Origin of the sequence: Bacillus andreraoultii (assembly GCF_001244735.1) — a bacterium.
GTDB lineage: Bacteria > Bacillota > Bacilli > Bacillales > Caldibacillaceae > Caldifermentibacillus > Caldifermentibacillus andreraoultii.
This window is the reverse complement of the sequence record NZ_LN868937.1, coordinates 2,844,257-2,867,402: the sequence shown is the minus strand read 5'-3', so window position 1 is coordinate 2,867,402 and position 23,146 is coordinate 2,844,257. Positions and strand designations below refer to the sequence as shown.

Below are 23,146 nucleotides of genomic sequence, written 5' to 3'. Positions count from 1 at the left end.
GTCTGGTAGCTCGTCGGGCTCATAACCCGAAGGTCGTAGGTTCAAATCCTATCCCCGCAATCTGGTCCGGTAGTTCAGCTGGTTAGAATGCCTGCCTGTCACGCAGGAGGTCGCGGGTTCGAGTCCCGTCCGGACCGCCATTAATACATACTATATTCATATACATATGTTGGCTCGGTAGCTCAGTCGGTAGAGCAAAGGACTGAAAATCCTTGTGTCGGCGGTTCGATTCCGTCCCGAGCCACCATTGAAATATTTTAATATATTTATTTTGCCGGCCTAGCTCAATTGGTAGAGCAACTGACTTGTAATCAGTAGGTTGGGGGTTCAAGTCCTCTGGCCGGCACCATATTTACTATGGAGGGGTAGCGAAGTGGCTAAACGCGGCGGACTGTAAATCCGCTCCCTCAGGGTTCGGCGGTTCGAATCCGTCCCCCTCCATTATTTTATAGGGGTATAGTTTAAAGGTAGAACAGAGGTCTCCAAAACCTCCAGTGTGGGTTCGATTCCTACTACCCCTGTATTTTATTTTGGCGGTTGTGGCGAAGTGGTTAACGCATCGGATTGTGGCTCCGACACTCGTGGGTTCGATTCCCATCAATCGCCCCATATATAATTGGGCTATAGCCAAGCGGTAAGGCAACGGACTTTGACTCCGTCATGCGTTGGTTCGAATCCAGCTAGCCCAGTTTGCGGAAGTAGTTCAGTGGTAGAACACCACCTTGCCAAGGTGGGGGTCGCGGGTTCGAATCCCGTCTTCCGCTCCAATTATGGCGGCATAGCCAAGTGGTAAGGCAGAGGTCTGCAAAACCTTTATCACCGGTTCGAATCCGGTTGCCGCCTCCAATTTTGCCGGTGTGGCGGAATTGGCAGACGCGCACGACTCAAAATCGTGTTCCTTCTGGAGTGTCGGTTCGATCCCGACCACCGGTATCTTTTATATTTTTTAAGTTAATTTTAGAAAAGAATTATTTGCTCGTAAGCCTTGATATATAAGGGTTTACGAGCTTTTTTTGTATTTTTAGGTTTTGATTGAAAACGATTGGTTTTCGAATGATTTTACACATTTTTTACACAAGTTTTACCCAATCATTTTCTCGAAAATCTCTATTGTTGCCTGCTCTTCTTTCTCTCGTAACTCTTTAATGACGTGGGTATACTCTCGTAAGGTAGTATCAATGTCACCATGTCCAAGTCGTTCACTTACATAATGAATTGAAATATTTTTATACAAAAGAACACTTGCATGTGTATGACGTAACCCGTGAATGGTGATTGGTTCAATACCAAGATTGCTTAACGTATTCTTTAATAGCTTGTTTGCATTTGTGTTGCTTATAACTTTGTATTTTGAGGTAGGACTATAGAAAACCAACTGATGAATATTTGTAGGCATGGTTTTAAATAGTTTTTTAAAATGAGCCATGACAGTTGGATTCATTGTTATCGTTCGCACAGATTGTTCGTTTTTTGTCGGTCCGAAACCTTCAGGATGGCGTTTCATATATCCCCAGGTTTTATTTATTCTTATCGTATTCTTTTTAAAATCAAAATCTTTCCTTGTAAGTCCAACCATTTCGCCAAAGCGCATTCCAGAAGTTAGTCCTAGTAGAAGTAGTGAATAACCTAATCCCTTGTTAATGTTCTCCCATATCTCTTTTAATAAGATCTCGCTTTCTTTATAGTTAAGATGCTTTTCTTCTGATTTTTTGGCGGGTACAGTATAGGTAATTACAGCATTTCTTGTAAAATCACGATGAATAATTTGTTCATCCATTGCGTCCTTCACACATGCACGAATATGGGTATTTACCTTTTCTACTGTTTCTTTAGATCTACTAGAACCAAACTGATTAATAAACATTTGATAATCATGTCTGGTGATCTCTTGTAAAGGTTTACTCCCGAAGTATTCTTTGATCGCTTTATAAGTGTATTCGTAATGCTTTCGAGTAGTAACACTGATATTTGTTTTATAAAGCCTAACCCACTTGTCAAAATAGTCATCTATTGGCACTGGAGTTAGATGAGGAAGAAGTCCTTTACTTAACTGTGATTCTATCTCTGCAGCTGCAATTTGAGCTTCTTTCTTAGTGCGGAAGCCTCCCTTTCTTATAGGTTTTGATTTTCCGTTAACCATATGGCTAACAGTAAACTGATATGTTTTTCCTCGTTTTTGAATACTAGCCATATTTTCCCCTCACTTTTTTTCATAAGGGTGGCCAGTTCCGAAATAGGTCACCCTTATTTTAACAATTTCTTATATTGTTTTGTAGTTACATATAAGGTAGTAGGAATTATATCTGCTACTAGGAAGAAAATATTCGGTGAAAATTCTTATCCAAAAAGTCTGCCATTTTTAAAGCATGAAAAGACCAAGTTTGCCCTTTTGTTTTTGGATAGAAGACAAAACCACCATGTTCAGTATCAAGTATTTTTCTGAAATGTGATGGATAAAGAATATTTTCTTTAATCCATTCATGTTTTCGATTGATTCTTTTTTCGAGATCTTTCATTGACCAGTAGACTCCATACAGTTGTTGCTGTTTAAGCTCCTTCAGTTCTACTTTTGAGATTAATACGGTATCAGACGGGATTGGGATAGTTAGATTAACTGATAGCTGTTGTTCCATTTTTCATACCTCCACCATGATGATTATTCGATCATTGCAGCACAAAAAAATGCTTTTACAACAAGAAACAGAATCCATATGGACCTGTGACTTATTGCAAAAGCATTTTTGTTTTGCATTTTATCTGAAGTGTGTTGGCAGTTTATTATAAGTGTTTCAAACAAAGCCTATTTGGGCTAAAAAAATAAATGACTGAGTGCAAGTAAATACTCCTATCTAGTTGAATCTAGCTGCAATGTGTTATTGCTAGGCGCTTTGTCTATTGTGTAATTAATTTTTATTTCATTATTGGTGTTTATTCAATTTGTAAATATTAATTTACAGGATTTAATAATTTATGTCAAGATAATATTTATCCATATGGAAATCTGACTAAGAGTAGATAATTATAATTGTGGCACTAGCATAATATTTTTGAGTTATCGAGGGGGGGAAGTGCTTGACCGTTACACCACTGTTACGTTTAATATATATTTATCAAAAATTTTATTAGGGGTGAAATTAATGTCAAATACATATACAACGGGTCAAGTCGCAAAGATATTAGGGGAAGATCATAGAAATCAAGTTAATAGAATAATGAAATATATGGGAATGAATTTAGAAAAAAATGAAAGAGGACATTACATAATTGATGATGAGTCACTTGACTTGATAAGAATGTATGCAGATTTCAAAAAAAATGTGAAGATAACTTATAAAGATTTTAACGAACTTGAAAATATTATAAAAAATGTCTCATCTAAAGTTGAAGCTGTTCAAAGGGCATTTGATATTTTGGTTAATTATGATAATACAGCGAGAAATATTTCTACAAAAAAATTATTTTATATAACTTGTAGTGCGATCTTAGGATTATCGCATGAAAAAATAGAATTATTAGAGACAATAACAGGGGTATATCCTGATGAAAATGAAACATTAATATCTATGTATAATTATTTTTTGTATCAAGCCTATGTAATTGATATACTCCTTAATCTTTCTACACTTGAACTAGAACCTGAAGAGGAATTTTGGGATTTAGATGTTGTGAAGGGGTATGATACATATATTTTTAACATTGTCTTTAACAGGCCACCAATTACTGAAAATATAAATGAATTTTTCATGTGTGTCCTAATGAAGAAAAAATATGATGCTGAAGCAAAAAATAATCTACTCATAAAAAAACTGACTGTTTTATTAAAGGAACTCAATAAATTCTATGATGAAAATAACTTAGACTATGATAAGTGTCAGCTCATCTTCTTACATGCCATTCAGCTATTGAGTTTGACATGCCTGACAACTCTGAAATAGTATAAGTACAGTTATATGGAGGTTAACATGTCAATTATTAAAGGTGGTGCGGCAAGGTTTAAAGGTGTGATATTTTATTCAGAGAAATATATTTCAAAAGCAATTAGGAACAGAGATGGAACGATTAGTATAAATATTACTAAAAGAAAGGACATTTCAAAGTTAGAGAGAATGATTAACAAAATCCCCATAATTCGTGGATTATTCTTATTGATAAATCCGATTATAGTAATGTGGAAGATTTATCTATTTATATTTCTCCCATTTTTAGTTCTGCTTGTGTTGTTAACTCGTAATAGTGAAAATGCAGATTCATCATTATTTTTCTTATCAATTATTGCTGAATTGATTCAAAGGCATCTTTTGTTACTACTTGTAATTATATTGGTTACCTTTGGAGTTATTTGTAAAATGACAAACCTAGGTAAGTATCATGCTGCTGAACATATGGCAGACACATCGTATAGTACATTGTCCAGCCTAGCAATATCAGATGTAATTATGCAATCAAGAATACATAGACGGTGTGGAACAAATATAGTGGTCTTTCTGTTCTTTTGGTGCTACATCTTTTCTTTTTTTATTTCAGACTTATTTCTCTTAGGTGTGCTCAGTGTTTGTTTGGGATATGAATTATTTCTAATTCAATCAAGAATGCTTACACCTTTTTATTGGATTGGTGGTTTTATACAATATACTCTATTCACATCAAAGCCATCACCAAGACATGTAGAAGTTGCTGTAGCATCATATGAAGCTCTTTTAAAAGCGGAAAGAAATGATAATAAAGTATAGATCATTTTTAAAAATGAATATTGACACTTTTTGATAACTATTTTAGGATAAAGATCACTAGCATTGCATAAATTAAATCTAAAAACAAAAAATACTAAGAATGTTCAATTATTTAGTAGTTTGTCCATAAAAAAATCCTTTATACTGAATAGGACGGGTGGCTTCCTGTCCAAATCCAATATAAAGGAACTCATTATGGACAAGAATACACGATTATCATCATTTAGTAAATATTGCACCTATTCATTTTAAAAAAGTTTATGAACAAGCAGAAAATCTGAAACAAGATTATTACACAAAGAAACTAACGACAGAGGCATATATCAAACTTTTACTTTTCGCACAGCTTCATGAAACGGAAAGCCTGGAGGCAATGAGTGATGCATTACTTAATGATGACCTGCAAAAGGCACTCGGGTTTGAATCGATTAGTGCGTCTCAGCTTTCGCGTAAAAACAATGAAGTAGACCCAACGATTTTGGTAGCTTTGTTTCTGGATCTCGTCTATCAGATCCAGGGATTTCACAAAAAGCGACTGAATTCTTCCATGCCATTGAAGATCATTGATTCTAGCACATTGCCTCTTAATTTAACGAATTACAAATGGGCAACGTTTCGCAAAACAAAAGCTGGCGTGAAACTTCATTTAAGGCTTGTATTCATGGATAAAAACACCGTTTATCCGGAAAAAGCAGCCATCACACCAGCAAAAGAACACGACTGAAATCAATTAGAAGTTCTCGTCGATGACAAAGAAGCCATGTATGTGTTTGATCGAGGATACGTAGATTATGAGCGCTTTGACCGAATGACAGATGATGGCTATTTCTTCGTTTCAAGAATCAAGAAAAATGCCGTCACTCGAGATGTTTATTCTTTTTCTCTACCACCTGAATCGACTGTTTTATCCGATAAAATGGTCTATATTGGCTCCACACAAAATCGTGCAGAGAACGTCTTTCGCCTTTTGGAAGTGTCCGATACGAAAGGGAATATCCTTCGATTAATCACGAATCGATTTGATTTAAGCGCAGATGAAATCAGTGATATTTACCGCTCCCGCTGGGCAATCGAGTTGTTCTTTAAATGGCTGAAACAGCACGTGGAAATCAAACATTTTTACGGAATGAGTAAGACGGCGTTACAAAATCAAATTTACATCGCACTCATCACCTACTGTTTACATGTACTGATTCAATTAGAAACAAAAAGTAAAAAGTCGCTGCTTCGAATTAGCCGCTGGTTAAAGGCAGCATTATGGAAGCCAGCTTACATTTGGCTGCGAAGGTTTGAGAAAAAAGCCGTTCCATAACAAAGGCAAATGTCGTTGTCCCTTTTGGATGAACTGTATATAATTTTCAAAAAATGGATAAAGCCACCTTTAGTTGGACTTTGACTTTTTGGCTTAATTTATGAGAAAATTATTTACGGAATATTCCAACTATATTTATGCAATGCTAGTGAAACTGTATACTATCTAAAAAACAGATTAATAAATCTAAAATTGATATTGACAATAGATTAATAATAATTATATAAAAAGATATATTATTCTTTAATTTTAAAAGGGGAATGAGGATGTTATATTTAAATCCGGATAATTTTATTTTAAAACCGGCCTTAGCCACAATTCATTGTGAACCGAATTGGAAATGGCGAAAAAGAGACGCACCAATGCCAAATTATGATTTATTTTATGTATGGAATGGAGAAGGTACGTTATGGTTAAATAAAAAGCCATATAAAATTGGCAAAGGGCACTGTTTTTTATTTAAACCAGGTGATTGGACAGAAGCTACACATAATCCACAAAATCCTCTCGTATTAACATATATACATTTTGACGTAGAAAGTAACGTCAAATTAATCCCTTCCTCACATCGAATAATTAAAAATAGAATCGTCTTTGAATCTTTACTATCTCAGTACGTTCGCCTATTCTTAGTAGAAACCTTTGGTGCTGAAATTGAAGGTAAGTTAATTTTGAAACAAATTATGATTCATCTATTAAGGGAAGAATATGAACAACAAGAAGAAAAAGTACAGGATGAACCAGAAGATGTAAATAATAACTTGCTGGAAACGATTTTAGAAATAGCAAATTATATTCAGCAACATCCTGGAAAAACGCACACAATTGAAAGCTTAGCTGCTCGTGCCAATCTCTCTCCTCGTTATTTTTCAAAAAAATTTAAGCAAATTGTAGGACATACCGTTAAATCTTATATTGTTTATAGTCGGATAAAACGTGCTGAACACCTACTCCATAATTGCGGTATGACTGTTACAGAAACTGCCTTTGCGCTTGGATACAACGACTTGCACTTTTTTAGTCGGCAGTTTAAACAATATACTGGTAAAAACCCGTCCGAAATTCGATAAAAAAGTAAACTAGTAGTTTCCACTGTTATAGGTATTACCTATAGCAGTTTTTTTATAGAAAAAAGATCGATTCATTTTTCCAAGGTTGGTAAAAAAGTGCAAATTTTATGTCAAAAAAGCTAAAGAAATTGAACAGTAAAAATAATAACATAAGTTTAGAAAAACAAATAAAGAGGGAGGAATTAAATGCAGCACTCGTGGATGCTTAATAAACAAGGAATGTACGACCCACAATACGAACATGATGCTTGTGGTATAGCTATGTTAGCCAATATAAATGGTCGTCAAAACCATACCATTATTTCACAAGCGATCTTTGCCCTTGAACGGTTGAATCATCGCGGTGGTCGTGATGGGCAACGAGCAATAGGAGATGGAGCAGGGATTTTAACACAAATTCCTCACAAATTATTTCAAAATGAATGGAAAAAGCAAGGAGTAATTTTACCAGAACAGGGAATGTATGGAGTAGGAATGTTTTTCCTTCCACAAAATAAAAGTTCAAGAAAACGATGTGAGGAAATCATTAACCATACAATTGTAGAAGAAAATTTAGATTTAATCGGGATTAGACATGTGCAAATCAATGATACAATTTTGAGTCAAAAGGCCAAAGAAACCCAGCCTGTTATATGTCAAGTATTTATTAAATCTCCATTCGAGCAACCAAAAGATATTAAATTCGAAGGAAAATTATATAAACTTCGTAGAAAAATAGAAAATACATTGAAAAAAGAACTTTCAAGACATGATCTTTTTTACATTGTTAGTTTTTCAGCTCGAACAATCATTTATAAAGGTCTTTTATTACCAGAACAGCTCGGAAAATTTTATTTAGATCTTAGTAATGAATTATATGAGTCCGCTATGGCGATGGTCCATAACCGATTTAGTACGAACACATTTCCTAGTTGGCAAAGAGCTCAACCGAACCGGTTTATCATTCATAATGGCGAAATAAATACAATTACAGGTAATGTCAATTGGATGAGAGCTAGAGAAGCTTCCTTTCAAACGAATGAAATTGAGGATATTCAACAATTAGTGCCGATTATCGATGAAAACGGTAGTGACTCAGCAATGTTCGATAACGCATTAGAATTTCTCGTATTATCTGGTTGGTCATTACCACACGCGATGATGATGATGATTCCAGAACCATGGGAAAAGCAAGAATTAATAGAAGAACAAAAAAAGGCGTTTTATCAATATCATAGTGGATTAATGGAACCTTGGGACGGGCCGGCGGCAATGGCGTTTACAGATGGAATACAAATTGGAGCTTGTCTTGATCGAAACGGTTTACGTCCAGCACGGGTTATTATCACTGAAGATGACTTTATTTGTGTTGCATCAGAAGTTGGTGTCATCAATATTCCAGAAGAAAAAATATTGTACAAAAACAGACTTCGACCTGGACAAATGCTTTTAGTCGATTTAGAAAAAGGATGCTTATATTTAGATAAGGAACTAAAACAAAATATCATTTCGAAACGGCCATATCAAAGACTTGTTGATGAAATTTTTATTCCTATAGAAAAATTACCTAATCATATAAGCAATTCAAAAAGTTTTTCCAAAGAAGCCATTCTTCAAAAACAGAAAATTTATGGCTATACAAATGAAGAATGGGAAAAAGTTTTAAAGCCTTGCGTCTTAGAAGGGTATGAACCGACGGGCTCAATGGGTTACGATGCTCCATTAGCCATCATATCTAACAAACCACAACTTTTATTTAATTATTTCAAACAAAAGTTTGCTCAAGTTACAAATCCTCCAATTGATGCGATTAGAGAGGAAGCTATTACATCACTAGAAGTATTATTAGCTAAGGGTGGAAATCTACTACAACCTGATAAAACAACTACAAAAAAAATACAACTAAAATCACCGGTTTTGTCGGAATTAGAAATGAATAAAATTGAAGGTTTGCAAACGAAAGAATGGAAAACGGAAAGAATTTCAACTTTATTTCCAGTTAACGGTAGCCTTGAACAATCTTTACATCAACTGTTTCAAAAAGTCGATGGTGAAATTGATAAAGGTAGCAATATTCTAATTCTTAGTGACCGGGAAGTTAGTAAAAACTTTGCAGCTATTCCTTCTTTATTAGTTATTTCTGCTGTCCACCATCATTTAATTCGAACGGGTAAACGAAATAAAGTTAGTTTAATAGTCGAATCTGGTGAACCAAGGGAAGTTCATCATTTTGCAACATTACTTGGTTATGGAGCTAATGCAGTTTATCCTTACCTTATTTATGAATCGTTACCAATTTTATTAGAAGAAGATGAATACCAAGTTTCCATTGATGAAGCAAGTCGGAATTTTGTGAAAGCAATGACGAAGGGTTTATTAAAAGTTATGTCTAAAATGGGGATCTCTACTGTACAAAGCTACATTGGTGCCCAAATATTCGAAGCAATTGGAATTAATCATAGTGTTATTGATCAATATTTTCCAAAAACCCCTTCAAAATTAAGTGGTTTAACTATCGAAGATATTGGAAAAGAAGTTCGCTTGCGTCATGAGAGTGCATTTCAACAACTAAATGTCGAACTAGAGACAGGGTCTGATTTTCAATGGCGTGCAGGTGGAGAGCAACATTTATTCCAACCAAAAACCATTTTATTATTACAACAAGCAGTACGTACTGGGAATTATAAAGTGTACAAAGAATACGCCCAATTAATTAATGAAGAAATTAGCCAAAAAACCTCAGTACGCGGTCAACTGACATTTCATTTTAAAAGAAAACCAATACCGATTGAAGAAGTGGAGCCAGTTGAATCAATTTTGAGACGTTTTAAAACAGGAGCGATGTCCTTTGGTTCAATTAGTAAAGAAGCACATGAGGCATTGGCTATCGCCATGAATCGTATCGGTGGAAAAAGTAATAGTGGAGAAGGTGGAGAAGACCCTGCACGTTTTATACCAGATGAAAATGGAGATTCAAAATGTAGCAGAATCAAACAAGTGGCATCGGGAAGATTTGGTGTAACAAGCCATTACCTTGTTAATTGTGATGAAATTCAAATAAAAATGGCTCAGGGAGCAAAACCAGGTGAAGGAGGACAATTGGCAGGTCATAAAGTAACTCCAGAAGTTGCTAAAACAAGAGGAACGTTACCAGGAATTGAATTAATATCACCACCCCCTCACCATGATATTTATTCTATTGAAGACTTAGCACAACTAATATTTGATTTAAAAAATGCTAACTCGAAAGCAAGGATTAATGTGAAACTTGTTTCAGAATCAGGCGTTGGTACAATTGCTGCCGGTGTTGCAAAAGCAAATGCTGATGTGATTTTAATTAGTGGGTATGATGGTGGCACTGGTGCAGCAGTAAAGTCAAGTATAAAACATGCAGGTATGCCTTGGGAATTGGGTTTAATTGAAACACATCAGACCTTAATTTTGAATGGATTAAGGAATCAAGTGACACTTGAAACTGACGGTAAGATGATGACGGGTCGTGATGTTGTAATTGCTGCTTTACTTGGTGCAGAAGAGTTTGGATTTTCAACCTTACCATTGGTTGCTCTCGGCTGTGTGATGATGCGAGTTTGTCATTTAGATACATGTCCAGTTGGTATTGCAACACAAAATCCGTTGTTGCGAAAAAATATGGTTGGTACTGCAGATCAAATTATTCATTTAATGCATTTTATTGCTAAAGAAATTCGTGAATATATGTCCCAGTTAGGATTTAGAACGATTGACGAAATGGTAGGAAGAACGGACATGTTAAAACAAGCTCAATCTAATAATTGGAAGGCTCAAAAACTAGATTTATCACCAATTTTAGAGTACATGCCTTTTGAAAGACATCAAAAAGTACAATCTGATCATGAAATCAATCACACATTAGATTATCAATTATTACTTCCGATTTATAAGGATTATTTGAAGAATAGGGAACCAATTCAATCAATATTTCCTATTCAAAATATACATCGGTCGGTTGGTACTTTATTGGGAAGTGAAATTTCTAGACAGTTTGGATCCGATGGATTACAAAAAGACACGCTTCATTTTCACTTTATTGGTTCTGCAGGTCAAAGCTTCGGAGCGTTTTTACCAACTGGGGTGACCTTAACATTAGAAGGTGAGGCTAATGATTATGTTGGTAAAGGGTTATCTGGTGGAAAAATGGCGATCTATCCTTCTAATAAATCTAAATTTAAAGCCGAACAAAATATAATAGCAGGAAATGCATTGTTTTATGGAGCAACAAGTGGTGAAGCGTATATTCGTGGCATTGTTGGGGAGCGGTTTTGTGTAAGAAATAGTGGAGCACATGTTGTTGTTGAAGGAATTGGTGATCATGGTTGTGAGTATATGACAGGAGGAAGTGTCGTCATATTAGGTGAAGTTGGGCAAAACTTTGCTGCAGGAATGTCAGGTGGTATTGCCTATATTCCAGTCGATAATATTGAAAAATTCTTTATTATCTGCAATACAGAATTTGTAAATATTGAATCTTTAGAAGATGAAGAGGAAATTGATTTTGTAAAAAGTCAAATAGAAAAACATTATTACTATACCTATAGTACAGTAGCTAAGAAATACTTACAAAATTGGGACTCCTATGTGTCACGTTTTATAAGAGTGATACCAAAAGAATATAAGAGAATTCTAGCTGACTCAAAACGTAAAAGCGTAAATGTAGAGATTGGAGGTTAGTAGATGGGAAGTGCTACTGGATTTATTGATTTTAAAAGGAAATCTGTTCATTATCGGAATCCGTTAGACAGAATTAAAGATTGGCAAGAAATCGACCAACTTCCTTCTGAAAGAATACTTCGGCAACAGGCTTCTCGTTGTATGAATTGTGCCGTTCCCTTTTGTCATAACGGCAGTAAATTAGCAGGCATGACGACTGGTTGTCCAGTTTATAACTTAATACCGGAATGGAATGACCTTGTTTATAAGGGAAAATGGAAGGAAGCATATAAGCTGTTAAGTAAAACAAATCCATTTCCAGAGTTTACAGGTCGTGCTTGTCCAGCACCTTGTGAAGCCGGTTGTATTGCATCATTAGCCAATGAATCTGTCACAATTAAAAACATTGAGCGTGCAATCATTGATAAAGCTTTTGAAGAAGGTTGGGTCAAACCACAAATTCCAAAAAACCGAACTGGAAAAAAAGTTGCCATAATTGGCTCAGGCCCGGCCGGACTTTCATGTGCTTCTATCTTAAATCAGTATGGACACACGATAACAGTGTACGAACGAGATGATAGAGTTGGCGGATTATTAACATATGGAATTCCTAAAATGAAAATTGACCAAAATGTTGTTGATCGAAGAATTAGTTTATTAGAAAAAGAAGGAATTCAGTTTCTTACAAATGTAGAAATTGGAAGACAGATTACACTTAATCAATTACGTTCGGAATATGATGCAGTTGTCCTTTGCATCGGTTCCACTCGGCCTCGTGATTTACAAATACCAGGTAGAAATAATAAGGGCATTTATTTTGCAATGGATTATTTACATTCCACAACCAAAAGTTTACTAGATTCAAATTTTTTAGATGGCAACTATATTTCTGCTGAAGGTAAAGATGTGGTCGTTATTGGTGGAGGAGATACTGCAACTGATTGTATATCAACAGCAATTCGACAAAAATGTAAAAGTCTTGTTCAATTTGATATTTATCCAAAACGTCCAATTAATCGACATGATGACAATCCTTGGCCCCAATATCCTAAAATTTATAAATTAGATTCAGGTCAGGAGGAAGCCGCAAGTGTTTTTGGTCATGACCCAAGATCATTTGCTACAACAGCATTAGAATTTATCAGTGATAAAAATGGCAATGTTATCGGAGTTAAAAGTACAAAAGTAAAAACCGTTATTAAAAATAATGGTCAAAAAATTCGAGAAACGATTCCAAAAACAGAAAAAATATGGCCAGCTCAATTGATTTTACTTGCAGTTGGTTTTGTAGGACCTGAAACAGATATCTTTAAAAATAGTAAAATTACAGTCAATGAAAATTCGACTATTAGGGTCAAAGATGGCAAATACCATACAGATGAAGAAGGAATATTTGTTGCTGGCGATGCCCGCAAAGGTGCAAGTTTAATTGTTTGGGCAATTCAAGAAGGAAAAGAGGCCGCAATCGAATGTCATGAATATATCATGAATAAATGAATGTACAGAATGGGGTATCAAGAATGTTTAAGACAGACTACATCCAAAACATATTTGCAGATCGAATTGGCGGAAAACAATTTGGTCTAACAAATGAAATTTATAAATTTGAGAAAATTAAAAGAGCAAAAAGAGAAGCAACTAAGAGACATCCGGAAAAACAATTAATTGACCTAGGTGTCGGTGAACCGGATGCTAAGGCAGACGATAGAGTTATCAAAATTTTAGCAGAAGAGGCGAATTTATCGGAAAATCGTTTTTATGCGGATAATGGAATAGATGATTTTAAAATTGCAGCTGCAACATATATGAAAAAAGTATTTGGAGTAGATAACCTAGATCCTTTAACTGAAATTAATCATGTTATAGGTACAAAATCAGCTCTAGCGATGATTCCAACTGCATTCATTAATCCAGGTGATATAACAATTATGCCTTCTCCTAATTATCCAGTTCTAGGTACACATACTGAGTATTTAGGAGGTAAGGTTGTTCATTTACCGTTACTAGAAGAAAACTCTTTTTTACCAAAGTTAGAAACATTATCTGATGAGGTTTTAAAAAAAGCAAAACTACTTTATTTAAACTATCCAAATAATCCAACTGGGGCTGTTGCAAATCGACAATTTTTTAAAGATGTGGTTACTTTCGCGAAAAAACATGAACTTATAGTCATCCATGATGCTGCTTATGCAGGTCTAGTCTTTGATGGTGAAGAACCACTTAGTTTTCTCTCCGTATCCGGTGCTAAGGATGTTGGAATCGAGTTACATTCTTTATCTAAAGCTTTCAACATGACAGGTTGGCGAATTGGATTTATAGCAGGTAATGCAAAACTTGTTTCGGCAATTGCTTTTGTTAAAGATAACTTCGATTCAGGTCAATTTATACCTATTCAAAAAGCTGCTGCTTATGCTTTATCTCTACCCGAGATAACAAAGCAAACTGCAGAAAAATATTCAAGAAGACATGAGTATTTAACTAAAGTACTAAAAGATTTAGGGTTTTGTGTCAAAAAACCAAAAGGCTCATTTTACTTATATGTCAGAATACCAAAATCGGTAGAAAATGGACCAGAATTCAAATCAGCGGAACAATTTAGCCAATATTTAATCAACGAACATTTAATCTCAACCGTACCTTGGGATGATGTAGGGAGTTATATTCGCTTATCTGTTACTTTTGAAGCTAATAGTGTGGAGGAGGAGAAAAAAGTTTTTGAAGAGATTAAAGCAAGGCTTACTACTACTAAATTTATCTTTTAAGGGGGAAAGAAATGTTTTTTACTAAAATGCATGGGTTAGGTAATAACTATGTCGTTTTTAACCAGCTGGATGAACCAGAAAATATCTTGGAAGAACATGAGTATCCTGATTTATCTAGATATGTTTCAGATGTTAACTTTGGCATTGGTTCTGACGGTATTATTCTAATTTGTTCTTCAAACATCGCTGATTTTAAAATGAGAATTTTCAATGAAGATGGTTCTGAAGCAAAAAACTGTGGAAATGGTTTACGTTGTGTTGCTAAGTATTTATACGATCACATGTATGCGAAGAGTCCGCGTTTCAGCATTGAAACTAGAGGAGGTGTTGTAAACGTAGAAATTGAAGAAGGCTTCGAACAAAGACAGTCAGTCCAGTCCATTACGGTTGATATGGGTGAACCAAAACTATTAAAATCTATGATTCCAATGAAAGGTGATCCCTTCAGTATTACGATTAACGAACCTTATACATTTGATGGAAATGTGTATTATTTAACTTGTGTCTCAATGGGAAACCCCCATGCAATTATTTTTGTTGATGATGTGAATGCATTTCCATTAGAAAAGCTTGGTCCCATCATTGAAAACTCCAGTCTTTTTCCAGAACGTATAAACGTCGGAATCGTTCAGGTGAAGGGACCAAAAGAACTGGATTATCGAGTGTGGGAAAGAGGATCAGGAATGACAATGGCTTGTGGTACAGGTGCTTGTGCTGCTGTTGTCGCAGCTACAATGAATCAATATCTTGAAAAATATGAACCTATTATCGTTCATCTACCAGGTGGTGATTTAACAATTCGGTGGGATGAAAAGGGCCATGTTTGGAAAAAAGGTGAAGCGGATTATATTTGTCATGGTGAATTAAAGTATAGCAAAAATAAATTAAAAAAATTGGGGAGTTGAGTATGGTGAAAAAAGAACAAATCATGGAAAAGGTAAAAGAAGAAAACGTACGTTATATTCGGTTACAGTTCACCGACTTATTTGGAACGGTTAAAAATGTTGAAATACCTGTAAGTCAGCTACCTAAGGCATTAAACAATAAAATGATGTTTGATGGATCATCTATTGAAGGGTTTGTAAGAATTGAAGAATCAGATATGTATTTATACCCCGACTTGAACACCTTTGTTATATTCCCTTGGGATTCGGAAAGAGGTAAGGTTGCACGACTTATTTGTGATATTTATAACCCGGACGGAAAACCTTTTGAAGGAGATCCGAGAAATAATTTAAAACGAGTATTAAAAGAAATGGAAGATCTAGGTTTTACAAGTTTCAATGTTGGACCGGAACCAGAATTTTTCCTCTTTAAACTTGATGAATATGGGGAACCAACCCTTGAACTTAATGATAATGGTGGCTATTTTGATTTAGCACCTACAGATTTAGGAGAAAACTGCAGACGTGATATCGTACTTGAATTAGAAGCAATGGGCTTTGAAATCGAGGCTTCTCACCATGAAGTTGCCCCTGGTCAACACGAGATTGACTTTAAATATCAAAATGCCTTAAAAGCTTGTGATGACATTCAAACTTTTAAATTAGTTGTGAAAACAATTGCAAGAAAACACGGATTATTAGCAACATTTATGCCGAAACCATTACTTGGTATTAATGGTTCAGGTATGCATAGCAACTTAAGCTTATTTAAAAATAATGAAAATGCCTTCTATGATAAAAATGGACTACTAGAATTAAGTGACACAGCGTTCAGTTTCATGGCAGGAGTATTAAAACATGCACCAAATTTCACTGCCATTACAAACCCAACGGTAAACTCATATAAAAGATTAGTTCCTGGATATGAAGCACCGTGTTATGTAGCTTGGTCAGCAAGAAACCGTAGCCCATTAATTCGTATTCCTGCATCACGTGGTATGAGTACACGAATTGAGGTTCGAAGTGTTGATCCTTCAGCTAATCCGTATCTTGCAATGGCCGTTTTACTTGCTGCTGGATTAGATGGAATAAAAAATAAACTAACAGCTCCACAACCGGTTGACCAAAATATATATGCTTTGTCTAAAAAACAACGCGAGGAACTCGGAATTATCGACTTACCAGCTACTCTTGCTGATGCTATAGAATTACTTAAATCTGATGAAGTTATGACAAAAGCATTAGGTCGTCATTTGTTTGAACGGTTTGTCGAAGCGAAGGAAATCGAATGGGATTTGTTCAGAACTCAAGTACATCCATGGGAACGAGAGCAATATTTAACACAGTATTAGTATGAATTGCAAACTAAGAATATAACAAAAAGAGGTGTTGTTCTGTGTGTGGAATTACCGGATGGGTAGATTGGAATATGGATTTAACCCAATATGTACCTGTAATGAAAAAAATGACAGCAAGCTTGTCTAAACGAGGTCCTGATGCATTAAAGGTTTGGGGCTCACATAACATTCTCCTTGGTCATGCCCGACTTGTCGTAGTTGACCCTAAAGGCGGTTTGCAGCCAATGGTAAAAGTAAAAAATGGAAAAAAATATCACATTATATATAATGGTGAACTTTATAATACGGAAGACTTGCGTAAAGAACTATTAAAAAGAGGATATTCCTTTAATTCCTATTCAGATACAGAAGTGTTATTAACCACATATCTGGAATGGAAAGAGGAATGTGTAAAGTATTTAAATGGAATTTTTGCCTTTGCAATTTGGGATGAAGAGAAGGAAGAATTGTTTATGGCACGGGATCGCCTGGGTGTTAAGCCACTTTTTTATAGTGAAAACAATGGATCACTTATTTTTGCCTCAGAAATTAAGGCAATATTAGCACATCCACAAAGAAAGGCGGAAATAGAGAGGGAAGGACTTCAGGAACTATTCGGCTTAGGTCCTTCTCGGACGCCGGGTCACGGTATTTTTCGTGGAATAAATGAAATTCGACCCGCATATGCAGCTATATTTAATCGTAATGGTTTTAAGAAATGGCGTTATTGGCAAGTGGAAAGTCATCAACATCAACATAGCTTAAACGATACCATTAAACAAGTTTCGAACCTTGTAAAGGATGCCATCGAACGTCAATTGGTTGCTGATGTACCTGTTTGTACCTTTTTATCTGGAGGAGTAGATTCCAGTGCCATTAGTGCGATTACATCAGCTTATTTTAAAAAAGAGGGCAGAGGACCACTCCATACGTATTCAATTGATTATGAACAAAATCAACAGTATTTTAAATCCAGTTTATTTCAACCTGAGGAAGATACTCCTTGGATTTCCAAAATGGAGGAATACTTGAAAACGAATCATCATGCACTTGTGATTAATCATGAGATATTAGTCGATTACTTGGATAAGGCTGTATTCGTTAGAGATTTACCTGGAATGGCAGATGTCGATGCTTCACTATTATGGTTTTGTGAGCAAATAAAAGAAAATTTTACAGTTAGCTTATCGGGTGAATGTGCAGATGAGATCTTTGGCGGCTATCCGTGGTTTTATCGCGACGATCTATTGAATGCCAATGGTTTTCCTTGGATGACATCTGCTAAAAACAGACAGGATTTATTACGAGCGCATTGGCAAGAGAAATTGAAACTAAACGAATATGTCTTAGAAAGATACAACGAAACAATTGCTGAAGTTCCAAAACTAGAAGGAGAAACTGTATCTGAGTCACGTCGTCGCGAAATGTTTTATTTAAATATGATTTGGTTTATGCCAACCTTATTAGAACGAAAGGATCGCATGAGTATGGGAGCAAGCTTGGAAGTTCGTGTTCCATTTGCCGATCATCGAATTGTTGAATATGCTTGGAATATTCCTTGGAATTGGAAAATGCTGAATGGGCGCGAGAAAGGCTTATTACGAAAGTCATTAGAAGGAATCCTTCCGAATGATGTTTTATATCGAAAAAAAAGCCCCTATCCAAAAACCCATCATCCACTTTATATAGAACTTGTGAAGAAAAAGTTAAAAAACATACTCGAAAAAAAATCCTCACCAATTTTAGAACTAATATCAAAACAAAAAATACAAGAACTGATCGATTCAAATGGTGCTTCTTTTAAAAAACCGTGGTTTGGTCAGTTGATGACAGGCCCACAACTTTTGGCACATATTTCCCAAATCAATACATGGCTTGAACAATTTAATATTAATATTTTAGACCACTAGGTGTGAACCAGAGGATGATCCTCTGTCACAATAAACATTAAATAGAAAGAGGAGGAAAAAGATGGAGGAAGTATTTTACTTAAACAGTATTTGGATTATTCTAGGTGCATTTTTAGTCATTTTCATGCAAGCAGGCTTCATTCTATTAGAAACCGGTTCGACAAGGATGAAAAATGCAGGGCATATTGCTGGAAAAACCGTGTTTTCTTTCGGTATTGTTGCACTTACATTTTGGGCTGTTGGTTATGGTTTTATCTTCGGAGAAAATAGCAATTTCTTTGTAGGATTATCAGATTTCTTCTTCTCAGGAGAGGAAGCAGAAAACAGCGATTATTCATCTACAGCATTCTTTTTATTTCAATTAGCCTTTGCAGGGATTTCTTTAGCCGTTGCTTCTGGCGGATTTGCTGAACGAGCAAAACTTTCCGTTTATTTAATATTTGCCGTATTATTTTCTATATTTGTATATCCAGTAATTGCTCATTGGATTTGGGGAGACGGTTGGTTAGCTGAGCATGGCAAACAAGATTTTGCGGGATCTACAGTTGTCCATTTAACAGGTGCAATGGCAGCCCTAGCAGCTAATATATTATTAAAACCAAGAATTGGAAAATATAATGCCAATGGTACTAGTAATAATTTAAGTGGTCACAATCAAGTTTATACAGCGCTAGGTGTCTTTATTCTATTTGTAGGATGGTTTGGATTTAATGCAGGTAGTACGCTAGTAGTAGATGATGCATTTTTCGCTTTTGTAGCAATAAATACTACACTAGCAGCAGCTTCAGGTTCAATTGGTGCATTACTTATATCATGGTTTGTTTTAGGCAAATCTGATGTACCGACTACTTTAAATGGAACATTGGCTGGTCTTGTTGCTATTACAGCTTCTTGTGCCTTTGTTGAAACATGGGCAGCAGTTTTGATTGGATTTATTGCAGGAATTACAGTTTTTTATAGTGCTAGATTTTTTGATAAATATAAAATTGACGATCCAATCTATGCTTTATCTGTACATGGTGTTGCAGGTGTTTGGGGTACTTTATCTACAGGTTTTTTTGCTACACCAAAATTAGCAACAGTAGGTCAAGCCGGACTCTTTTATGGTGGTGGCTTCACACAGCTTGGAGTTCAAGCAATGGGGGTAGTTGTTTCAGCAGCCTATGCCTTTGTTGTATCTTACATTTTATTACTTATTATTAAAATGGTTTTAAAAGGACTTCGTGTATCGGAAGAAGAAGAGGTGATCGGATTAGATTTAACTGAACATGGATCCTATGGATATCCAGAAGCGTTAGGTGAAAAAAATTCTAAATCAGCGATATAATACGGTGACAATAGACTGGTTTATATAAAAATATTTTAATGTTTTGACAAAGTTCGGAATTTGGTTAAGTGGTAGATTATATTAAATCCCCTATGCCAATCTTCAATCATGTAACCATTATCCAGCAGGAAAATGGTTACATTTTTTCTGAAAAATTTTTATTCTTAAAATATAGGTGGGATAATTATGAAACCAGGATATTTAATTCTGGAAACTGGAGAAATCTTTAAAGGAAAGATAATAGGAAATAAAAATGTACCCGTTTTTGGAGAAGTCGTGTTTAACACAAGTATGACAGGATACCAAGAAATAATGACTGATCCTTCATATGCAGGTCAAATTGTTGTATTCACTTATCCTTTAGTGGGGAATTATGGAATTGATGAAAAGTTTAGTGAGAGTCTGCAAGTTCATGCCAATGCAATAGTTGTAAAAGAATTAGAAATGGAATCCAATCCATTAGATAAGACTAATTCCCTATTAAGTATGATTGAAAAATTTAATTTGCCTTGTTTAATTGATGTTGATACTAGACAATTAGTAAGAAGCATTAGAGAAAAAGGGACTGTTCAGGGGATAATCTCTGATCGTTTAACAACTCCATTATATTTTCAAAAAAACGTTAATCTATTAAATAAAGTAACAACAAAATCAGTTACTACTTATGAAAAAAAAGGTCCACATATCCTATTACTTGACTTTGGTTATAAAAAGTCTATATTGGACTATTTATTAGATGTAAAAAAATGTAAAGTAACAGTAGTACCATATTTTTATCCAATAGAAAAAATACATGAATTAAAACCAGATGGAGTAGTAATTAGTAATGGGCCAGGTAATCCAATGACTGCTCGTGACCAATTTGAAAAAATTAGACAAATAACAGAGGTTTACCCAACATTAGGAATTTGTCTTGGTCATCAATTAATTGCATTAGCATACGGATTAAAAACTAAAAAACTTTTATTTGGTCATCGAGGTGGAAATCATCCAGTAAAAGATTTGGAAACAGATAAAGTATATATTACTTCTCAAAATCACGGATATGTAGTAGAAGATTTTTCAATAAATGAATCAGAATTTGAAATCGCGTTTATTAACGTGAATGATGGGACAATTGAAGGCTTACGCCATAAAAGAAAACCAATAATTACAGTACAATTTCATCCAGAAGGACATCCTGGTCCACTTGATACAGAATTTGTTTTCGATCATTTTCTACAATCTATAATCTATTAAACATTAGTTTTGATCTAGCGATGGGCCAATTGATTTTATATTCTACATTCCTAGTTAAGGGTGTGTTATTATGCGAGAAACATTTACATCTTATCAATCGATAAAAAGGTGGTATGACAAGAATTATACTTGTTATTTAGAAAGTATTGATAAGTTACACTCGTTTCACGAAATGATCTTAAAATCCGTATTCGCAATAACATTGAAAGATATGATAAAACAATATGGCCCACCACCTTGCGAATTTTCTTGGTTTGTTATGGGAAGTGCAGGAAGGTGTGAACAAGCAGTAGTTAGTGATCAAGATCATGGAATCATTTATAAAGAACAGGGGACAACTCAAGTTACGTATTTTTTAACATTTGGTAAGAAACTTATGCAAGCATTGGAATACATTGGTTTTCCGATTTGTGATGGGAATGTAATGAGCTCAAACCCAATATGGTGTCGATCTGAAAAAGAATGGGAAGCTCAAATTAACCATTGGATCCAAGAGAGCTCTTGGCAATCTTTAAGATATATATTAATTTTTATGGATGCAAGAGTTGTAGTTGGTGATAAAAAGCAGCTAGCAACTTTAAAAAAACTTGTCTATCAGATGATTGAACAACAACCATCTATTTTAGACAGATTACTAGAGAATACAAAATTTAAAATAGACGCTATAGGAATTGTTAACCAATTTTTACCTATCACAACTGGTCCCTATAGTGGATGTATTAATATAAAATTAACTGCTTTATTTCCTTATGTTAACGCAATTCGTTTATTAGCTATCATTGAAAAAATCGAAGCGACTTCCACGCTATCTCGAATGGAAGCTCTTGGTTTATATGAACAGTATAAAGTGATGATGGAAACACATATTGACAACTTCAAAAAATTAATGCAAATGAGAATTTCTAAAAAGGAAATAACACATTATGAAGATACACATTATCTCAATATTAAAAGCCTTACTAAATTAGAGAAAAAGAAGCTTAAACAGATATTTAAAGATTTAAAAGTACTTCAAAAGTATACAAAATTGAGAGTGCAAGAGGTCGTGAGTAATGAAAAATAATCCTTTGTATCATTTTTTTAATCAATTTCGAGGAAAAATCTCCTCCAGTATTTATATACCTTTTTTGGGTAAGGCCGATCGGAACCACCTTGCTTTGTTAAGGAATCTAGAAAAAGAAATGGAAGTAGATAAGTGTTTAGATGTACCTTTAAATAAATTAAATGTGGTCATCTTTGATTTTGAAACTACAGGATTTTATCCAGAAAAAGGTGATTCAATTCTCTCAATTGGAGCTATAAAAATTATAAATGGACAAATGGATACTAATAAAACTTTTTATTCATTAGTATATAATGAAAGAAGACTGCCTGATGAGATTAAACAATTAACCGGAATAGACGAATCTGAATTGCTGTCTGCCCCACCAATAGCGGACGTATTAATCCAGTTTTATCAATTTGTTCAAAACGCCCCACTGGTTGCTCATCATGCGAACCACGAAAAAAAATTTCTACAGCATGCAAATTGGAAAACTTTTAAAAAAATGTATTCCCATCGAATTATTGATACATCACTTGTGTTTAATATTGCTAATCCAGATAAAAGTATTGTCAGTCTAGATGATTATTGTGCTATTTGTGATATACAAGTTCAAAATCGCCATCATGCATTAGGGGACGCAATCACACTGGCCAAGTTATGGCAGATTTATATTCAAAAACTAAAATTAATAGGATGTACTACGTTAAAGGATGTATATGAACAACTCGCAATGAATAACTAATCTATGAGTAAGTTTTTATAATTTTTTCCACTTTTTTAGATTTTTCCTCTCTAGGTATAACTTCAATCAGCATTACAAAACATGAAAGGGATAACCACATGACTTTGTTCTTACATAATC

Annotated in this window: 15 protein-coding genes, 10 tRNA genes and 1 pseudogene; 24 read left to right on the top strand and 2 right to left on the bottom strand. The window is 34.8% G+C overall.

Features of this window, described 5'->3' with window-relative positions:
* Positions 1–63: 63 nt before the first annotated feature.
* From BN2144_RS18900 to BN2144_RS18855, 10 genes are all read left to right on the top strand, one after another.
* Positions 64–140 (top strand) — tRNA-Asp (locus tag BN2144_RS18900).
* Between the two features lie 31 nt (positions 141–171).
* Positions 172–247: transfer RNA gene (locus BN2144_RS18895), tRNA-Phe, on the top strand.
* 26 nt (positions 248–273) lie between these two features.
* Positions 274–349, top strand: a tRNA-Thr gene (locus tag BN2144_RS18890).
* A gap of 10 nt (positions 350–359) precedes the next feature.
* Positions 360–441 (top strand) — tRNA-Tyr (locus tag BN2144_RS18885).
* Positions 442–450: 9 nt separating this feature from the next.
* Positions 451–521: transfer RNA gene (locus BN2144_RS18880), tRNA-Trp, on the top strand.
* Positions 522–533: 12 nt separating this feature from the next.
* Positions 534–609, top strand: a tRNA-His gene (locus BN2144_RS18875).
* A gap of 8 nt (positions 610–617) precedes the next feature.
* Positions 618–689, top strand: a tRNA-Gln gene (locus BN2144_RS18870).
* A gap of 3 nt (positions 690–692) precedes the next feature.
* A tRNA-Gly gene (locus BN2144_RS18865) sits at positions 693–767 on the top strand.
* A gap of 5 nt (positions 768–772) precedes the next feature.
* Positions 773–846 (top strand) — tRNA-Cys (locus BN2144_RS18860).
* 5 nt (positions 847–851) lie between these two features.
* A tRNA-Leu gene (locus BN2144_RS18855) sits at positions 852–933 on the top strand.
* 148 nt (positions 934–1,081) lie between these two features.
* On the opposite strand, the gene BN2144_RS18850 is transcribed toward BN2144_RS18855, so the two are convergent.
* Positions 1,082–2,191 carry a site-specific integrase gene (locus BN2144_RS18850; protein ID WP_033829748.1) on the bottom strand — a complete coding sequence of 370 codons (1,110 nt, stop codon included), beginning with the start codon at positions 2,189–2,191 and terminating at the stop codon, positions 1,082–1,084.
* A 118-nt stretch (positions 2,192–2,309) separates the two neighbouring features.
* Entirely contained in the window at positions 2,310–2,633 is a 324-nt protein-coding gene (locus BN2144_RS18845) for a DUF771 domain-containing protein (protein WP_033829747.1), read from the bottom strand.
* 435 nt (positions 2,634–3,068) lie between these two features.
* Here BN2144_RS18845 and BN2144_RS18840 point away from each other — a divergent pair, with 435 nt between their 5' ends.
* The 14 genes and pseudogenes from BN2144_RS18840 to BN2144_RS18775 all read left to right on the top strand — a co-directional run bounded on the left by BN2144_RS18840 (position 3,069) and on the right by BN2144_RS18775 (position 23,026).
* Complete coding sequence (locus BN2144_RS18840) at positions 3,069–3,935, top strand: hypothetical protein (RefSeq protein ID WP_139017917.1); 867 nt, start codon at positions 3,069–3,071, stop codon at positions 3,933–3,935.
* A gap of 27 nt (positions 3,936–3,962) precedes the next feature.
* On the top strand, positions 3,963–4,730 hold the full coding sequence (locus BN2144_RS18835; protein WP_033829745.1) for a DUF1385 domain-containing protein: 768 nt from the start codon (positions 3,963–3,965) through the stop codon (positions 4,728–4,730).
* A 195-nt stretch (positions 4,731–4,925) separates the two neighbouring features.
* A pseudogene (locus BN2144_RS18830) lies at positions 4,926–6,042 on the top strand (IS4 family transposase).
* Between the two features lie 266 nt (positions 6,043–6,308).
* Positions 6,309–7,112: an AraC family transcriptional regulator gene (locus BN2144_RS18825; protein WP_033829744.1), complete on the top strand. Its 804-nt coding sequence runs from the start codon at positions 6,309–6,311 to the stop codon at positions 7,110–7,112.
* A 186-nt stretch (positions 7,113–7,298) separates the two neighbouring features.
* Entirely contained in the window at positions 7,299–11,801 is a 4,503-nt protein-coding gene (gene gltB / locus BN2144_RS18820; RefSeq protein ID WP_033829743.1) for a glutamate synthase large subunit, read from the top strand.
* Between the two features lie 3 nt (positions 11,802–11,804).
* On the top strand, positions 11,805–13,277 hold the full coding sequence (locus BN2144_RS18815; protein WP_033829742.1) for a glutamate synthase subunit beta: 1,473 nt from the start codon (positions 11,805–11,807) through the stop codon (positions 13,275–13,277).
* A gap of 23 nt (positions 13,278–13,300) precedes the next feature.
* Positions 13,301–14,542 carry an LL-diaminopimelate aminotransferase gene (locus BN2144_RS18810; RefSeq protein WP_033829778.1) on the top strand — a complete coding sequence of 414 codons (1,242 nt, stop codon included), beginning with the start codon at positions 13,301–13,303 and terminating at the stop codon, positions 14,540–14,542.
* A gap of 11 nt (positions 14,543–14,553) precedes the next feature.
* Positions 14,554–15,447, top strand: coding sequence for a diaminopimelate epimerase (dapF, locus tag BN2144_RS18805; protein WP_033829741.1), 894 nt, complete (start codon positions 14,554–14,556; stop codon positions 15,445–15,447).
* A gap of 23 nt (positions 15,448–15,470) precedes the next feature.
* Positions 15,471–16,778 carry a type I glutamate--ammonia ligase gene (gene glnA, locus BN2144_RS18800; RefSeq protein WP_407638081.1) on the top strand — a complete coding sequence of 436 codons (1,308 nt, stop codon included), beginning with the start codon at positions 15,471–15,473 and terminating at the stop codon, positions 16,776–16,778.
* A gap of 44 nt (positions 16,779–16,822) precedes the next feature.
* Complete coding sequence (asnB, locus tag BN2144_RS18795; protein WP_033829739.1) at positions 16,823–18,673, top strand: asparagine synthase (glutamine-hydrolyzing); 1,851 nt, start codon at positions 16,823–16,825, stop codon at positions 18,671–18,673.
* A gap of 61 nt (positions 18,674–18,734) precedes the next feature.
* Positions 18,735–20,000, top strand: a complete 1,266-nt coding sequence (locus BN2144_RS18790) for an ammonium transporter (protein ID WP_033829738.1) — start codon at positions 18,735–18,737, stop codon at positions 19,998–20,000.
* Positions 20,001–20,186: 186 nt separating this feature from the next.
* Positions 20,187–21,239: a carbamoyl phosphate synthase small subunit gene (locus tag BN2144_RS18785; RefSeq protein WP_033829737.1), complete on the top strand. Its 1,053-nt coding sequence runs from the start codon at positions 20,187–20,189 to the stop codon at positions 21,237–21,239.
* A 70-nt stretch (positions 21,240–21,309) separates the two neighbouring features.
* A complete protein-coding gene (locus BN2144_RS18780) occupies positions 21,310–22,302 on the top strand; it encodes a DUF294 nucleotidyltransferase-like domain-containing protein (RefSeq protein ID WP_033829736.1) in 993 nt (330 codons plus the stop codon).
* Positions 22,292–23,026 carry an exonuclease domain-containing protein gene (locus BN2144_RS18775; RefSeq protein WP_033829735.1) on the top strand — a complete coding sequence of 245 codons (735 nt, stop codon included), beginning with the start codon at positions 22,292–22,294 and terminating at the stop codon, positions 23,024–23,026. The genes BN2144_RS18780 and BN2144_RS18775 overlap by 11 nt, the downstream gene beginning before the upstream one ends.
* Positions 23,027–23,146: the final 120 nt, after the last annotated feature.

Coding starts and splice junctions, on each gene's coding strand:
- BN2144_RS18850 (WP_033829748.1), bottom strand. CDS start 2,191: ATGGCTAGTATTCAAAAACGAGGAAAAACATATCAGTTTACTGTTAGC.
- BN2144_RS18845 (WP_033829747.1), bottom strand. CDS start 2,633: ATGGAACAACAGCTATCAGTTAATCTAACTATCCCAATCCCGTCTGAT.
- BN2144_RS18835 (WP_033829745.1), top strand. CDS start 3,963: ATGTCAATTATTAAAGGTGGTGCGGCAAGGTTTAAAGGTGTGATATTT.
- BN2144_RS18825 (WP_033829744.1), top strand. CDS start 6,309: ATGTTATATTTAAATCCGGATAATTTTATTTTAAAACCGGCCTTAGCC.
- gltB (WP_033829743.1), top strand. CDS start 7,299: ATGCAGCACTCGTGGATGCTTAATAAACAAGGAATGTACGACCCACAA.
- BN2144_RS18815 (WP_033829742.1), top strand. CDS start 11,805: ATGGGAAGTGCTACTGGATTTATTGATTTTAAAAGGAAATCTGTTCAT.
- BN2144_RS18810 (WP_033829778.1), top strand. CDS start 13,301: ATGTTTAAGACAGACTACATCCAAAACATATTTGCAGATCGAATTGGC.
- dapF (WP_033829741.1), top strand. CDS start 14,554: ATGTTTTTTACTAAAATGCATGGGTTAGGTAATAACTATGTCGTTTTT.
- glnA (WP_407638081.1), top strand. CDS start 15,471: ATGGAAAAGGTAAAAGAAGAAAACGTACGTTATATTCGGTTACAGTTC.
- BN2144_RS18790 (WP_033829738.1), top strand. CDS start 18,735: ATGGAGGAAGTATTTTACTTAAACAGTATTTGGATTATTCTAGGTGCA.
- BN2144_RS18785 (WP_033829737.1), top strand. CDS start 20,187: ATGAAACCAGGATATTTAATTCTGGAAACTGGAGAAATCTTTAAAGGA.
- BN2144_RS18780 (WP_033829736.1), top strand. CDS start 21,310: ATGCGAGAAACATTTACATCTTATCAATCGATAAAAAGGTGGTATGAC.
- BN2144_RS18775 (WP_033829735.1), top strand. CDS start 22,292: ATGAAAAATAATCCTTTGTATCATTTTTTTAATCAATTTCGAGGAAAA.